Origin of the sequence: Pelagihabitans pacificus (assembly GCF_009371985.2) — a bacterium.
Lineage (GTDB): Bacteria > Bacteroidota > Bacteroidia > Flavobacteriales > Flavobacteriaceae > Pelagihabitans > Pelagihabitans pacificus.
Map to the genome: position 1 here is coordinate 370,196 of NZ_VIKU02000004.1, position 16,189 is coordinate 386,384.

Below are 16,189 nucleotides of genomic sequence, written 5' to 3' on the forward strand. Positions count from 1 at the left end.
TATATAGCAGGCGAATAGTTCGCTAATTATTTGGGTTTTGGCCAATGCCCATATCGGTCAAGATGCTGGTCATCAAGGCTTGCTCTTTTTCGTGAACGAATCCATCCGATTTTGCTACGTCTTCCAAAATAGCCGCCAGTGCTTTTTTCTTGGCCTCGGGCATTGCAATAAGGATCTGCATGCCTTGGGCCGTGTCGATGTTCCTGGCATCTGCAATAAAGTTACTGTCAAAACCAATTTCAAGCATCAATCGGCTTAAGGCGTTTATTTCCCCGTTATGAACGACCTCATCGGCGATGATTATTGAATCGATGACTTTGACAATGGCCAACTTTTCCGCAAGATCAAACTTCATGTATTTGTTTTTCATTGGTTAAACTAGTTGTTTTTCGGTTATTTCGAAAGGGCTCAGTGCTTTTAAGGCTTTTTTGATCGAGGTTATGCCTTCAAAAATCAGTAAGAGGCGTAGACCGTTTCGGGTTTGTTTTTCCTTTATTTTACAAGCCTGTGGATGGCTTTGAACATATTGTAAGACCTTGGTGAAGGAGGGACTCTGGTAAAAATCCGATTGCTGGTCGGCAATGAAATAGCCAATGAGTTTACCTCTTTTCATAACCACCCGTTCCAACCCTATGCCTTTGCCTATCCACTTGATGCGAACGGAGTTCAGTAAATCCACCGCTTGGGTCGGCAGCTCCCCGAATCGATCGACCAATTGGGCCTCGAACTGCTTAAGGCCGACCTCATCGTTCACTTGGTTCAATTCGGTGTACAAGGTGAGTCGTTCGGTGATATTATTGATGTAATCATCGGGGAAAAGTAATTCGAAATCCGAATCGATCTGGGTTTCTTTCACGAATACCTTTTCGTGATGTCCCTCGACTTCCTCGTATAGTTCCTTAAACTCGTTTTCCTTCAGTTCATCGATGGCCTCCGCCAGTATTTTTTGGTAGGTCTCGAAACCGATGTCATTGATAAACCCACTTTGCTCGCCTCCCAATAAATCACCGGCCCCACGAATCTCCAAATCTTTCATCGCGATATTGAATCCGCTTCCCAATGCCGTGAATTGTTCGAGGGCCTCAATTCGTTTTCGGGCATCCGGGGTCATTACATCGTATGGGGGGGTAATAAAATAACAGAAAGCCTTTTTGTTGCTGCGCCCCACACGACCCCGCATCTGGTGCAGATCACTCAGCCCAAAATTATTGGCGTTGTTAATAAATATGGTATTGGCATTGGTTACATCGAGTCCGCTTTCCACGATGGTCGTCGACACCAGTACATCGAATTCCCCGTTCATAAAGGAAAGCATCAAGGTTTCCAATTTTTTTCCTTCCATTTGACCATGGCCGATTCCAATTTTGGCGTCGGGTACCAATCGTTGAATCATACCGGCAACTTCTTTGATATTTTCAATTCGATTGTGGATGAAAAATACCTGTCCGCCCCGTTGAATTTCATAGCTGATGGCATCTCGGATGGTTTCTTCGTTCAAACGAATCACCGAACTTTCTATAGGGTAGCGGTTGGGTGGGGGGGTGTTGATTACCGACAGGTCACGGGCCGCCATCAGGCTAAATTGTAGCGTTCTTGGAATTGGAGTGGCGGTTAAAGTGAGCACATCTACGTTTTCCTTGATCGATTTCAGTTTATCCTTGACCGAAACCCCGAACTTTTGCTCCTCATCGACAATCAATAGTCCCAAGTCCTTGAACTTCACATTTTTGTTCACGAGTTGATGGGTGCCGATGATGATATCTACTTTTCCTGCCTCCAGTCTTTCAAGGGTTTCCCGTTTTTCCTTTGCGGTTCGGAACCGATTGAGGTACTCCACGGTCACGGGCATTTCCTTGAGTCGTTGGCAAAAGGTGCGGTGGTGCTGAAAGGCGAGAATGGTGGTCGGTACCAAAACGGCTACTTGTTTCCCGTTGTCGACCGCTTTGAAAGCCGCCCGAATCGCGACTTCGGTCTTACCGAATCCTACATCCCCACAGATAAGACGGTCCATCGGCCTTTCGCTCTCCATATCTCTTTTAATATCCTCGGTGGCTTTGCTCTGATCCGGAGTATCCTCATATAGAAAAGAAGCTTCAAGTTCATTTTGCAAATAGCTGTCTGGTGCGTATTGAAACCCTTTTTCCAGTCGCCGTTTTGCATAGACTTTGATGAGGTCGAATGCTATTTTCTTTACCCTGGTCTTGGTTTTTTGCTTGAGTTTTTTCCACGCCGCGGAACCGAGTTTATAAATTTTGGGGACGGCTCCGTCTTTCCCGTTAAACTTTGATATTTTGTGAAGGGAATGAATACTCACATATAGGATATCGCGCTCCCCGTACATTAATTTGATGGCTTCTTGCTTCTTGCCCTCCACATCGATTTTCTGAAGCCCTCCGAACTTGCCGATTCCATGGTCGATATGGGTTACATAGTCCCCGATTTCAAGCTTGTTGAGCTCCTTCAGCGTAATCGCCTGTTTTTTCGCATAGCCATTTTTAAGGTGGAATTTATGGTACCGCTCAAAAATCTGATGATCCGAATAGCAAACCAGTTTTTGGTCATCATCGATAAAACCTTGATAGAGTGGAAAGACCACCGTTTCATAATGAACATGTTCATTGACTTCCTCGAAAATTACATGAAAGCGTTTTGCCTGCTGCTCGCTGGCACAAAAGAGGTAGTTCGTATACCCTCGCGCCTTGTAATCATTCAGATTGTCGATCAACAGGTCGAATTTTTTGTTGAAAGCCGGTTGTGGTTTGGTGTTGAAGATGATATCCGTAGTACCCATTTCCGTCGCACCCGTTGAACCGTTAATTGGTAAAGATGTGGTTGAAGCTCCGAAGCTTATCAATCCGAATCCTTGCAGCTGTTTTTGAAAACTATGGCCGTTCATAAAGAGTTCTTCCGGCGTGGCACGTTCGATGACTTCCGAGAGCGTGCCGAATGCCTCTTTCGCCTTTTCGAAAAAATCGTCCAATCGGTCAGACAGCATGTCGATGTTTTTGGTAAAAACAAGGGTACTTGGTGAAATGTATCGCAGAAAGCTTTCCCGTTTTTCCTGTAAAAACTTATCGGCCACATTTGGGATAACGGTGATTTTCTTGACTTTATCGGTCGACAATTGGGTCTCCACATCAAAAGTTCGGATGCTGTCGACCTCGTCTCCAAAGAATTCGATTCGATACGGCTCGTCATGCGAGAACGAGAACACATCCACGATACCGCCACGGACCGAAAATTCACCGGGTTCGGTCACAAAATCGACTCTTTTGAATTTGTATTCAAATAAGACTTCGTTCAGAAAGTCGAGAGAAAGGGTATCTCCCAACTTGATTTTCAAAGTGTTCCTCTCGAGCTCCTTTCGTGTGACGACCTTTTCAAACAACGCGTCGGGATAGGTGACAATGACCGCCGGTTTTTTACGGGAATTGATACGGTTGAGTACCTCCGCCCGCAGAAGTACGTTGGCGTTGTCGGTTTCCTCGATCTGGTAGGGTCTGCGATAGCTGCCGGGGTAAAATAATACATCGTTTTCCCCTATTAGACGTTCTAGGTCATTGAGGTAGTACGCAGCCTCTTCCTTGTCATTGAAAATCAATAAAAAAGGAAGCTCGGAACTTCGAAAAATGTCGGATAGCACAAAAGAAAGGGAGGAGCCGGCGAGACCCTTTAAATGTACCCTTAAGGGGATGGAACCATCATTTTTGGAAATAGCCTCCCGCAGTTTTCCGGTTTTGGAAGACTGTGCGAATAGGTGTTGAATGGTAGTATGCGTCAACCGAACTATTTTGTGCAAATATACGGTGCGGTGTAGGTTTGTTCCAATGGAAAGGGGACAAAAACGTTATTGCCGTTTTGAAATACGCTCCTGTAGCTTTGAAAACGGATTGGTATGTCGATTCCGGTAGCCGTGTATCATTATGGCCATCAGTAGTAGGATACTGCCTGCCAAAGCGGTATAGGCAATGTTTTCAAAAGAACTTTTATGACGGAAAAAAATTGCGAACAACGCCCAAACACCTACTGCGGCGAACTCGCGCATGTTTCTTTTTTGGATGATCGCCAGATTTAGTAGTGTTGCTATCACAATCATAACGATGGTCCATGTTGATTCGGAAAACGGCGTGCCGTCCCAGCCAACTTTCACAAGGTAGGCCGAAATGTTGGCGATGGTCGCTACCGCAATCCATCCACTGTAGATACAGATGGGCCACCAAGCAAAGGCGATTATTTCAATGGGTGCATCAAAACGCTCCATATCGGTGTTCAAAATGATTTTTATGAGCGAAAACAGGATGCCCAGCATGATCAATACGGAGAGGCCTGTGTATTCGTAGACGAATGCAAATACCCAAGCAGCGTTCAACACATTCGCCAAAACAAACCAATACCCGGTTTGTTCAATGAACCCACTTTTCCTATCACTGAGGAAGGCACGTTTTATTTGAAAAAAAGCATAGGCGAGCAATCCCAAAAATATAAGGCCCCAAATGGCAAAGGCATAGGAGGCCGGCGTAAATAAATTATCATATCGAACACTGATCTCGCCAATCGTAGTATTGTTCAACCGAAGGGCCTGGGAGAGGTAGTTCACCGCGATGACCAATACTACCGATAACAGATTCAAAAGCGCCAGCCTTTTTTTCATGCCGTATCGTTTTGCTAAAAATACAATAAGAACTTCAGCAGATTTGATCCGATAACAAAAAAACGGACTATTTTGAAAACCGTCTTCGGCGCTTCGACTCTTGGAACCGAACTTGAAAAACGGCATCCTTGGTCAAGGCGTACACTTCATCCCGGGAGTTGGGCTCCAAAACATAAGTGCCTGTAAAGGCACCGAAAGCCGGGAGTATCAGCTGATTTTCCGACTTAAAAAAACACGGTAATCGGAGTGATTGCCTTCCACCGCCCCTTAGGCAAACCGCCGGATGAATGTGTCCTGAAAAATTGAAAAACCCTTGTCGTTCCTCAGGATGGTGTGTAAGCAAAAACCCTTCCAGTTGAATTTCGGAAACTACCCGTATTCCCAGCTCCTCATATTTTATGGGAGAGATAATGTCATGGTTCCCGGCCACCAGGATTATCTGTAAATCAACTTGATGGACCCATTCCTCGAATAATCGCCATTCCTTGTTCAGGGATGAGTGAAAAAGATCTCCCATAAAACAAAGGGTTTGGGGATTGAAATGGAACAATGCCTCCGTCAAAAGGTCAAAGTTTTTGCGGACGGCCGCCTGAGGCACGGCTGCACCGAATTTTCGAAAATGTGATACTTTACCGAGGTGCACGTCACTGATGAGCAACATGCTTTTTTCTTTCCAAAAAAGAATGCCCGACGGGTGCATGACGAAGTTCTGGTGCCGAATTTGAATCGATTGCGTTTCCACGGCTTCAAAGGTACTAAAAGCCTCCTTGTTTTTATGGTCCGTATTCGCTACTTTGTAACAATAATCAACGGACTCTTAGTATGCCAAAAATTACTGTTGTCGGAAGTTCGAATACCGATATGGTGGTCAAGACTACCCGTTTTCCCGAACCGGGGGAGACCATCATCGGGGGTGATTTCTATATGTTTCCAGGGGGAAAAGGTGCCAATCAAGCCGTTGCGGCTGCACGGGCGGGGGGCGAAGTCTCTTTTATTTGCGCGGTAGGGGATGATCTCTTCGGACAAAATGCGTTGAAAGGGTATCAAGAAGAAGGTATTGATGTATCGGATGTCTTGGTGATCAAAAATGGGGCGTCGGGCGTTGCCCTGATTACGGTCAATGCCGAGGGGGAAAACGAAATCGTGGTCGCTTCCGGCACCAATGCACAGCTTTCCGCCGGACACCTAAAAAAGACCCTGGACGACAGGAATGATGCGGATATCTTCTTGACCCAGCTTGAAACACCGATGGATTCGGTCGGTTTTCTGGCTGACTACTGTAAAAAGTCCCGTCGGAAATTAATTATCAATCCGGCTCCGGCTCAGGGGCTTTCGGACGTTCTCCTAGACGGACTGTTTTTGATTACCCCCAACGAGACCGAAGCAAAGCTATTGACGGGTATCGAAGTGACGGATGAAAGAAGCCAAATGGCCGCCGCCGATGCCCTATTGAAAAAAGGCGTGCAACACGTGATCATTACCTTGGGAAGCAGGGGTTCTTTTTTTAAAAACACCGATGAAAGCTTTACAGTGTCCACTCCGAAAGTGGAAGCAATGGATACCACTGCTGCCGGGGATGTATACAATGGGGTACTGGCTGTTTGTTTGGCCGATGCGATGGGCTGGCGTGAGAGCATGGAATATGCCGGAAAGGCGGCCGCCTTATCGGTAACCAAGATGGGCGCACAGGATACGGCACCTACCAGAGAGGAAATCAACCAATTTTATTAATATGTTCATTATAGAAAACTATAGCATTGCCGTCGTATTTTGTGTCATCACGATGTTGGCTTGGGGGTCTTGGGCCAATACCCAAAAACTGGCTCCGGACTCTTGGCGGTTCGAGTTGTTTTATTGGGATTATGTAATCGGTATACTCTTGTTCTCCCTTTTATTTGCTCTTACCGCGGGAAGTTTGGGCGATGGCGGAAGGCCTTTTTTGGAGGACTTGACACAGGCCGACTCCAGTAATATCGGATCGGCGGTCTTGGGAGGTGTCCTGTTCAACGCCGCTAATATACTGCTGGTGGCGTCTATCACCTTGGCCGGGATGTCAGTCGCTTTTCCGGTTGGTATCGGGCTTGCATTGGTCGTTGGGGTGATCGTCAATTATATCGATGCTCCCGTGGGAAACGCGACATTGCTTTTTGGTGGTGTCGGCTTCATCGTGCTGGCCATTTTACTGAACGCAAACGCTTATCGGAAGCTCACCGCACAACAGCAAAAAGTACCGACAAAAGGGTTGTTGTTGGCCGTGGTAGCCGGTCTTTTGATGGGGCTGTTTTATAAATATGTGGCGAATTCGATGTTTCCCGATTTTAAAAATCCGCTTGTGGGAAAATTGAGTCCGTATACGGCCGTATTCCTATTCTCGTTCGGGATATTTGCCAGCAATTTTGTTTTCAATACCCTATTGATGCGGAAGCCCTTTGAGGGTGCTCCGGTAACTTTTAAGGATTATTTTGCGGGGTCGGGAAAGACCCACTGGATGGGAATCCTTGGCGGCGTTATTTGGTGCATAGGGATGTCTTTCAGCATATTGGCTTCGGACAAGGCAGGCCCGGCCATTTCCTATGGATTGGGGCAAGGAGCGACGGTCGTGGCGGCACTCTGGGGAATATTTGTCTGGAAAGAATTCGAAGGGGCGCCCAAGGGGGTGTCGGGCATGTTGAACCTGATGTTGCTGTTGTATGTAATCGGGTTGGGACTGATCATCGTGGCGCGTTAGCATACGATGAAAGTGGGGTCGAAGGGCGGGATTCTTAGGTTTATCGCTTCGCCAACAAGGCTGCCATACGCTTGATGCGATCGGCCAGTTTTTCGCTGGAGAGCTTTTCACGGCTCATGCGGTCGGTAATCAAGGGAAAGGAGAAGGGGGTGGGATTTTCGCATTGCTTCCAGACGATCTGTTGTGTTTCGATGCGTTCCAATGATATGCGCAAGCGGCCTTCTTCCAACTGATGCTCAAAGGTCTCCCGGAAGGCTTGTTGAAAAAGCAGATTGTCATCCTCGTAATCCCTGAAGACATTGAAAAGGAGTTGTGAGCTGCTCTGTAGGTGCTTCATTTTGACCCCTTTGTTCGGATAGCCGGTAAAAACCAGTCCACTGATGACGGCAATATCGCGAAATTTTCTGCGGGCCATTTCGGTGGAATTCAGGCTTTTTTCAAGGTCATCCAACATATAATCCGTGGTGAAAAGATCGTTGTCGATCACTTGTTGTACATCGAACGCTTTGTCTGACAGCAGTTCGAAGCCGTAATCGTTAAAGGCCAAAGAAAAAGTAATCGGAGAAAGGAGGCTGATGCGATACCCTAAGAGGCTTCCCATGGCCTCATGTACAAATCGACCCTCGAACGGGTAGAAAATATAGTGGTAGCCGTCCCGGGTTTTAAAACTTTCGATTAAGAACTCATCGGGTTTGGGAACGATGCTTTCCTGGCGTTGCCGCTTAAAGATATGCGCGAGCGATTTAATTTCGACCGATTGTTTTTTCCCTTCCTGGCTAACCGTGTACAACTCGTTGCGCAACAGTTCGGACATTTGGGCAGAGAGGGTCAAGCGGCCTCCCATCCAACTAGGGACTTTGTTCGTTTTTTTGTTGGAGTTACGCACATGTACCTGCATTTCCTTGATTCGGATGAACTCGAGGTTACGCCCTGCAAAGGTGAACACATCGCCAGGGTTTAATTTGGAGATGAAGTATTCTTCGATGGTTCCGATGTAGCCCCCTTTCTGGTAACGTACCGTTAAGTTGGCATCGCCCACAATGGTCCCTATCTGAAAGCGATGTCGCATCGCTACCCCCCGATTATTGACCTTGAACTTGCCACCTTCTTCGATTTCTACCTTTTTGTACTCATCATAGCTCTGAAGGCTTTGACTGCCCATGACCAAAAAATTCAACAACCATTGCCACTGGTCTTCGGTGATGGCCTGGTAACAGAAGGTCTGTCTAATTTCGTGAAATATTTCGTGGGGATAGAAGCCGTCGGAAATGGCCAATGTGGTCAAATATTGCAACAGCACATCAAAACTATTGAGGTAGGGGATGCGATCTTCCACGGCATTCTCTTTGACCGCCTTTTGCAGGGCCGATGCTTCGATGAGTTCGATAGCATGGGTCGGCAGAAAGTATATGACACTTTCCTTACCGGGGCGGTGGCCACTTCGCCCTGCCCTTTGTAGAAAACGGGCGATGCCTTTTGGTCCGCCGATTTGTACGACGGTCTCTACCGGCGCAAAATCTACGCCCAGGTCCAAGCTCGAAGTGCAGACCACCGCCCTAAGGCTTTCGTTTCGAATGGCCTGTTCGACCCAGAGTCTGGTTTCCTTATTGATGCTGCCGTGATGCATGGCCAGTTCCCCTGCAAATTCAGGATGCTTTTCCAGGATTTTTTGGAACCAGATTTCACATTGGCTCCGGGTATTGGTAAAGAGCAAGGTAGTTTTGCTGTTGTTGATAATAGGGACCACATCTTCCAATAATCGGATACCTAGATGGCCGCGCCAAGGAAAAGTCTCCATTTCCCTTGGTATGATACTGCGGACCGTAATTTTTTTATTGAGTTTGGCTTTGATCAACACAGAGTTTTCCAGGGCCTGACTGAAGGGGCCGAGCAATACTTCCCTCGCTTGTTCCAGATTACCGATAGTAGCCGAAATACCCCAAATACGAAGCTCTTTGGCAATGGTTTTGAGTCGGGATAGGCCCAATTCCATTTGTACCCCGCGTTTGGTGCCCAATAGTTCGTGCCACTCGTCGACGACGACGGCCATACAGTCCTTGAAAATTTTATCGTAGCCCTTGGTAGCCAATAGTAGCTGTAAACTCTCAGGGGTGGTGATCAAAAGGTCGGGCATGTTTCTTTTCTGGCGTGCCCGCTCATTGGTAGTCGTATCGCCCGTGCGGATGCCCACGGTCATCTGGGTGCCCAAATCGGCCGTTACCCGTTCCGCGGATTGCTTGATTTCCTGCGATAGTGCCCTCAAGGGCGTGATCCAGATAGCCTTGAGTCCCTTTTTGTGCTTGGTTCGATAGTCCGGATTTTTTTTGATGTAGCTCAGTACGATAGGAAACCAGAGCGCATAGGTCTTTCCGCTGCCCGTAGGAGCGTTTAGAAGTCCGTTTTTACCTTGGAGGAAGGCTTTCCAGGTATTTTTTTGGAAGGGAAAAGGTTTCCAGTCCTGTTGTTCGAACCAGTCTTCCGCTATGTTGTACAATTGATCTCTTGTCATAGCCATTTTTAAAGGCAACCGAAAGTTACTGATTAACTTTTACCCGTGTAAACGATTGCAGCGGAAAACCCACAGCCGCTTGGAAACGGCGAGGATTTGAAGCGAAAAGCGTGACCCCGCTCCCGATGATAATCGGGGGAAGGGGAACACCAAAATAATCAAAAGGAAGCTCTCGAATAACCTTATAAAAATTTATATTTGTTGCATAAAATTAGCGATATGTCATTTTTAAATTTGTTCGATACCGGTTTTAAGAAACGCAATCAGGATCATTTTGCGGCCATTGTACGTGTGGCGATGAGCGATGGTGTAATTACGGAGGACGAGCGTGCATTTTTGCATCGTTTGGCGGCCCGTTTGGATATTACGGAGGAAGAGTACAAGAAGATCCTGAAGGATTATAAGTCGCATCCGATCAATCCGCCGACCAGTTACGACCTGCGTTTGGAACGTTTGTACGATCTGGCTCGGATGGTCTATGCGGACGACGTACTGGGGGAAAAACAAACAGCTATTTTGGAAAGGCTGGGCATAGGACTCGGTTTTTCGACGGGAAACATCAGTTACGTGGTCGACAAGGCACTGAAATTGGTGCATGCCGGGGTCGACAAGGAAAATTTTATGGATGAAATAAAGCACATGAACCGCTAGGTCGGTAACAACTTTTAGTAGTATTAGGCGGGGCTCATGCCCCGTTTTTTTTGGGTTGCATTTTTCTCGATAATCGAGATTTTAATGCTCCGACGCCCCTACGACAGGTGTCAGGGCAGGCCTGCGTCGGAATCTCTGTCGAATTTCCTTTTAATGCCTCGTGGGCTTGTCACTCCTTCACGTAGCAGTCTGTGCCTCCGCTAAAGCGATGGCGACACGTAGACGGCGGACGAAGGCCATCGGTTTTTTACGCTAGGGAGTAGGGGTATTGCAGTTTAGGATCGGTACCCCCTTCGCACAATAGCCTTTCTTTGTAACCCAAATTGCCGTAGGTAAGGCCGATTCCTTTTGCGAACCTCTGCATATGCTTGGTTATTATTCGCGGTACTTATCCAAAAACTCGTGAAGTTTTTCCATCATTTTTTGGCTTCCGCAAAAGAACGGCACCCGTTGATGTAACTCTGTCGGTTGAATGTCCAATATTCGGGTTCTGCCGCCAGTGGCCAGTCCGTTTGCCTGCTCTGCGATGAATGCCATTGGATTGCACTCATATAGTAATCGCAGCTTCCCACTTTCGGTCTGGCTACTTTTCGGGTACATGTATATACCGCCCTTGATCATGTTCCGGTGAAAGTCGGAGACCAGTGAGCCGATATAGCGCGAGGTGTAGGGCCGATCCCCCTCTTCTTGTTGACAATATTTGATATAGTCCTTAACGCCTTGTAAAAAGTGCACATAGTTTCCCTCATTAACCGAATATATTTTTCCTGTTTCCGGGAATTGCATGTTCGGATGCGAAAGATAAAAGGTGCCGATAGCCGGGTTGAGGGTAAAGCCGTTGACCCCATCGCCCGTTGTATAGACCAACATGGTGGAGGTGCCGTAAACAATGTAGCCGGCCGCGACCTGATCTCTTCCGGGCTGTAAAAAATCTTCGAGGGTTACAGGCGTACCCACGGGGGTAATTCTCCGGTAAACGGAGAAAATCGTCCCGACCGAGACGTTGACGTCTATATTGGACGAACCATCCAAAGGGTCGATCAAGACTACATATTTGTTTTGGTGCTGCTCGTCGTTGCTGTTGATTGAAATGAAATCATCTTCCTCCTCGGAGGCAATGCCACAAACGATTTCCCTATTTTTCAGGGTCTGGATGAACTTATCGTTCGCAAGTACATCCAATTTCTGTTGGTCTTCACCTTGTATATTAGTGTCACCTGCTTTGCCGATTATGTCGACAAGACCAGCTTTGTTTACTTCATGATTGACGACCTTTGCCGCTAAGCGAATGGCGTTGATCAGTTTGGAAAGTTCGCCCGACGAATACTGGAACGCGGCTTGATGTTCGATAATGAATTCGCCTAGCGTTTTATTTCTATTTCCAATCATGGGATGGTTGTTTGGCACAAATATCGGGTATTTTGTGAAACTACATCGTTTTCGTCCTGCGTTGATTTTTTAAATTTATAACTTTGTGTTTTATTTGTAACAATTATGGATGCCGTTATTCGTGAAGCCAGGGCGGGCGATATGCCCCAAGTGTTGCGTTTGATCCAAGAACTCGCCTCTTTCGAAAAGGAGGAAAATGCCGTGGAGGTAACCGTAGAGGATTTGGTGAGGGATGGCTTTGGTAGCTCGCCCCTTTTTCACTGTTTTGTGGCGGAGGTCGATGATACCATTGTAGGGATGGCATTGATCTATCCGAGATATTCTACGTGGAAAGGACCGGTAATTCATTTGGAAGACTTGATCGTTACCGAAAAAATGCGTGGTAGTGGTCTTGGGAACGCCCTGCTGACCGAAGTGGTGAAATACGGCTATCGGATGGGGGTAAAGCGAATTAGTTGGGAGGTGTTGGATTGGAACGAGCCCGCCATTAAATTCTACGAGAGAAAAGGGGCCCGGGTAATGCGCGATTGGGACGTAGTGCAGTTGAACGAGGAGGGAATGGCAGCATTTTTGGGCAATATGATGTAATACGATAATCTCCCGGGTACATCGAGAGAAGCGATACAAGAAAAGAATGTCGCCTTCGGGGTAATGAAAATAAGCTACTTTGTTTATGCGGATATTTAAATTTGGTGGAGCCTCCGTGAAGGATGCGGAAGGTGTCAAAAACCTAGTAAAGGTGCTGGGAGAAACCGGACATGAAAATACGCTTTTAGTGGTTTCGGCCATGGGGAAGACAACCAATGCCATGGAAGCGGTGGTCAATGCCTACTTTGAGGACAAAAGCTCATTGCCATCGGCCATGGAAGCGGTCATAAGCTATCACAACGATATCCTGGGGAATTTGTTTCCCAATAAACAGCATCCCGTTTATCAACGGGTTAAATCACTTATTGACGAGGTCAACGGTTTCCTGGCTTGGAACAAATCGCCCAAATACAATTTTGTTTACGATCAGGTAGTAGGGTATGGTGAACTTATTTCCACTACGATTGTCAGTGCCTATTTAAAGGAAGTAGGCATTCAAAACAATTGGCTTGACGTTCGCGATTATATAAAGACCGATTCCAGTTATCGCGATGTGACCGTCAATTGGGAAAAGACCCAGGAAAGGGTGTCCCAGGGTATCGATAGGGAACGATTGAACATTACCCAAGGATTTTTGGGGAGTGACGACAATAATTTTACTACCACCTTGGGGAGAGAGGGATCTGACTACACCGCGGCTATTTTGGCATATTGTCTGAATGCGGCTTCGGTAACCATATGGAAGGATGTGCCCGGTGTGCTCAACGCCGATCCCCGATATTTTGAGGAAACACGCTTGTTGAACAAGATTTCGTATCGAGAGGCGATCGAATTGGCGTTCTACGGTGCTTCTGTCATACACCCCAAAACACTGCAACCCCTACAGGGAAAAGAGATACCGCTTCATGTGAAATCGTTCGTGAATCCCAAGGATGCCGGTACTACAGTGGGCAAAGGTATCGGGATCGAGCCCAATGTGCCCTGTTTCATTGTCAAAAAAAACCAGGTGCTTATGAAGCTTTCCTCCCTTGATTTTTCCTTTATCGTGGAGGACAGTATCGGCGAATTGTTCAAGTTACTTCACGAGCATAAAATGAAAGTAGACTTGATTCAAAACTCCGCAATCAGCTTTTCCGTTTGTGTCGATAATACTTTTGGTCGTCTTCAAGACTTGTTGGGACTTTTGAAGGGCCGTTTCAAGGTAAGCTGTCACGAAGGGGTATCGCTTTACACCATTCGTCATTTTAACGACGAAGCGGTGGAATCGCTTCAGAATGGTCGAAAAGTACTGCTGGAACAGCGTAGTAATGAGACCTTGCAACTAGTCGTGAAATAGCCAATATATTACTTTTTTCGGAATGTTAAAATAGGGGCGACCTTTAACGTTTTTCCTATCTTAGCGGCTGCCTAATCTAATAAATATTATGGGTTTAGTGACCGCCAAGGAAGTGGCCAAAGCGACCAATCTCGATAAATTCGGTTTTGTAGGTACTTTCCTGGCGTGGACAATTCTTCGAGTCACCAAGATTTCCCAACTGAACCGCACGTATAATAAAATAAAACATTTAGAGGGAATCGAGTTCGTAGAGGCGATTCTGGACAGATTTGAGATCGATTATGAGATTCCCGTCGATGATTTGAGGCGTCTTCCCAAGGAAGGCCCGTATATCACGATCAGCAATCATCCCCTGGGGGGGATAGATGGGGTGGTACTGCTAAAATTGATGCTCAACCATCGGCCGGACTATAAGGTGATGGCCAATTTTCTCTTGCAACGTTTCGAACCCCTTGCACCCTATATCTTGCCGGTGAATCCGTTTGAGGATCACAAAGATGCGAAAAGTAGTCTGCAAGGCTTTAAACATGCCATGTTGCACCTAAAAGAGGGGCGCCCCATCGGTATTTTTCCGGCTGGCGAGGTGTCTACCCATAAGGAAGCCAAGATGGTGGTGGATAAACCATGGGAGGAAGCGGCCATAAAGTTGATTCGGAATGCAAAGGTACCCGTGGTGCCCATTTACTTTCATGCCCGGAACAGCAAGTTATTCTATCGGCTTGCCAAGATCAGTGGCGTATTTCGAACGGCAAAGTTGCCCTCTGAATTGTATACGCAGAAAAACAGGCCGATCAAGGTACGAATCGGCCAACCGATATCGGTAAGCACCCAAGAAGAACAGGAGAGCTTGGAAGAGTATACCGAGCTGCTGCGAAAGAAGACCTATATCCTTTCCAATGCCTATCAGAAAGAACGTTTGATCAATCAGATTCCCACGACGCTGAAATTGCCCAAACAGCCTAGAAAAATCGTTAAAGCGATTCGTACCGAGGTCATTGAGGGTGAAATAGAAAAGCTTACCGAAAAGGATAGGAGACTTTTGCAGAGTAAAAATTACGAAGTGTTTTTGGCCCCTGCCAATGAGATGCCTTTTACTTTAAAGGAAATAGGAAGGCAGCGCGAAATAACTTTTCGGGCGATTGGCGAGGGCACCAATAACTCTATCGATATTGACAAGTTCGATTCGCATTATCACCATATGTTCCTTTGGGACAGTGAAGCGAAGGTCATTGCAGGAGCCTATCGTATGGGTCTGGGATCGGAGATTTTTGCAAAGTATGGCATCGATGGTTTTTACCTCCAAGATCTCTTCCGTTTCGAACCCGAACTTTTTGGGATGATGCGACAATCAATCGAAATGGGAAGGGCGTATATTATTAAGGAATACCAGCAAAAACCCATGCCCTTGTTCTTACTCTGGAAAGGTATTGTACACACCACCCTTCGACATCCGGAACACAAGTATTTGATTGGTGGGGTGAGTATTAGCAATCAGTTTTCGAACTTCTCAAAATCGTTGATGATCGAATTTATGAAAAGTAACTATTGGGATCCGTATGTGGCGCAGTATGTACGACCCAAAAAGGAATTCAAGGTAAAGTTGAAAGATGCCGACAAGGAATTTGTCTTCGATGAGACCCAGGCCGACCTTAACAAATTCGATAAGATGATCGATGAGGTGGAACCCGGAAACCTTCGGTTGCCCGTACTGATCAAAAAATACATTAAACAGAACGCCAAGGTGGTGGCGTTCAATGTGGATCCCTTGTTCAACAATTCCGTGGACGGATTGATGTATATCAAAATTTCCGATTTACCCGAAAGTACCGTAAAGCCGGTAATGGAGGAATTTCAGGCCGAACTGGAGCGCAAATTGGCCGAAAACGGGCAAAACACCGACCGTTAGTTCAATTCTTCAGCGATAAAGTTTCTACAGAATTCCCGTATCTCGTTTCTTGCTTTTAAAAAAGCGGCATGTTTTTCCGATTCGCTACCGTTTACCTTTGAAGGGTCGAAGAAATTATGATGGATACGTTTTGCTTTTTTTGAGGGTATAAAAGGACAATTTTCCTTGGCGTGGTCGCAGACGGTGATAATAAAGTCCCACTCGATACCTTGGTATTCGTCAACATGGTTGCTGGTATGATGGCGGATATCGATATTGTCTTCGGCCATGATCGCTACGGCCCCGGGGTTCAATCCGTGGGTTTCGATTCCGGCGCTGTAAATGTTCGCCAATCCCGTTTGAAGTTTGTCTAGATATCCGTGGGCCATTTGGCTTCTGCACGAATTACCGGTGCAAAGAACTAGAATGTTTTTCATTCATACACTGTTTGT

General features: G+C 46.6%; 13 protein-coding genes. 6 read left to right on the forward strand and 7 right to left on the reverse strand.

Annotation, left to right across the window (positions count from 1 at the left end):
- Positions 1 to 22: 22 nt before the first annotated feature.
- The 4 genes from FK220_RS14720 to pdeM all read right to left on the reverse strand — a co-directional run bounded on the left by FK220_RS14720 (position 23) and on the right by pdeM (position 5,393).
- Positions 23 to 355, reverse strand: a complete 333-nt coding sequence (locus FK220_RS14720; RefSeq protein ID WP_152575103.1) for a TerB family tellurite resistance protein — start codon at positions 353 to 355, stop codon at positions 23 to 25.
- 18 nt (positions 356 to 373) lie between these two features.
- Complete coding sequence (gene mfd, locus FK220_RS14725; RefSeq protein WP_152575104.1) at positions 374 to 3,781, reverse strand: transcription-repair coupling factor; 3,408 nt, start codon at positions 3,779 to 3,781, stop codon at positions 374 to 376.
- Between the two features lie 66 nt (positions 3,782 to 3,847).
- Positions 3,848 to 4,651, reverse strand: coding sequence for a tryptophan-rich sensory protein (locus FK220_RS14730; RefSeq protein WP_152575105.1), 804 nt, complete (start codon positions 4,649 to 4,651; stop codon positions 3,848 to 3,850).
- A 67-nt stretch (positions 4,652 to 4,718) separates the two neighbouring features.
- Positions 4,719 to 5,393 carry a ligase-associated DNA damage response endonuclease PdeM gene (gene pdeM / locus FK220_RS14735; protein WP_317168338.1) on the reverse strand — a complete coding sequence of 225 codons (675 nt, stop codon included), beginning with the start codon at positions 5,391 to 5,393 and terminating at the stop codon, positions 4,719 to 4,721.
- A gap of 80 nt (positions 5,394 to 5,473) precedes the next feature.
- Between pdeM and rbsK the strand changes: the two genes are divergently transcribed.
- Together rbsK and FK220_RS14745 are read left to right on the forward strand one after the other, a co-directional pair.
- A complete protein-coding gene (gene rbsK / locus FK220_RS14740) occupies positions 5,474 to 6,382 on the forward strand; it encodes a ribokinase (RefSeq protein ID WP_152575106.1) in 909 nt (302 codons plus the stop codon).
- Position 6,383: 1 nt separating this feature from the next.
- On the forward strand, positions 6,384 to 7,379 hold the full coding sequence (locus FK220_RS14745; RefSeq protein WP_152575107.1) for a GRP family sugar transporter: 996 nt from the start codon (positions 6,384 to 6,386) through the stop codon (positions 7,377 to 7,379).
- Positions 7,380 to 7,419: 40 nt separating this feature from the next.
- Here FK220_RS14745 and FK220_RS14750 read toward each other — a convergent pair whose 3' ends face one another.
- Positions 7,420 to 9,888 carry a ligase-associated DNA damage response DEXH box helicase gene (locus FK220_RS14750; protein ID WP_152575108.1) on the reverse strand — a complete coding sequence of 823 codons (2,469 nt, stop codon included), beginning with the start codon at positions 9,886 to 9,888 and terminating at the stop codon, positions 7,420 to 7,422.
- Between the two features lie 219 nt (positions 9,889 to 10,107).
- On the opposite strand from FK220_RS14750, the gene FK220_RS14755 reads away from it, so the two are divergent.
- On the forward strand, positions 10,108 to 10,539 hold the full coding sequence (locus FK220_RS14755; RefSeq protein WP_152575109.1) for a tellurite resistance TerB family protein: 432 nt from the start codon (positions 10,108 to 10,110) through the stop codon (positions 10,537 to 10,539).
- Between the two features lie 375 nt (positions 10,540 to 10,914).
- Here the strand turns inward: FK220_RS14755 and fbp are convergent, their stop codons facing one another.
- The gene (gene fbp / locus FK220_RS14760) at positions 10,915 to 11,928 is read right to left on the reverse strand and encodes a class 1 fructose-bisphosphatase (RefSeq protein ID WP_238719038.1); all 1,014 of its coding nucleotides are present in this window, start codon (positions 11,926 to 11,928) and stop codon (positions 10,915 to 10,917) included.
- Between the two features lie 105 nt (positions 11,929 to 12,033).
- Between fbp and FK220_RS14765 the strand changes: the two genes are divergently transcribed.
- The 3 genes from FK220_RS14765 to FK220_RS14775 all read left to right on the forward strand — a co-directional run bounded on the left by FK220_RS14765 (position 12,034) and on the right by FK220_RS14775 (position 15,758).
- Positions 12,034 to 12,516, forward strand: a complete 483-nt coding sequence (locus FK220_RS14765) for a GNAT family N-acetyltransferase (RefSeq protein WP_152575110.1) — start codon at positions 12,034 to 12,036, stop codon at positions 12,514 to 12,516.
- 85 nt (positions 12,517 to 12,601) lie between these two features.
- Positions 12,602 to 13,852 (forward strand): aspartate kinase, encoded by a 1,251-nt coding sequence (locus FK220_RS14770; protein ID WP_152575111.1) that lies wholly within the window; start codon positions 12,602 to 12,604, stop codon positions 13,850 to 13,852.
- An 88-nt stretch (positions 13,853 to 13,940) separates the two neighbouring features.
- Positions 13,941 to 15,758, forward strand: coding sequence for a GNAT family N-acyltransferase (locus FK220_RS14775; protein ID WP_152575112.1), 1,818 nt, complete (start codon positions 13,941 to 13,943; stop codon positions 15,756 to 15,758).
- Here the strand turns inward: FK220_RS14775 and FK220_RS14780 are convergent.
- Entirely contained in the window at positions 15,755 to 16,174 is a 420-nt protein-coding gene (locus FK220_RS14780) for an arsenate reductase ArsC (RefSeq protein WP_152575113.1), read from the reverse strand. The two genes, FK220_RS14775 and FK220_RS14780, sit on opposite strands and share 4 nt — an antisense overlap.
- Positions 16,175 to 16,189 lie beyond the last annotated feature (15 nt).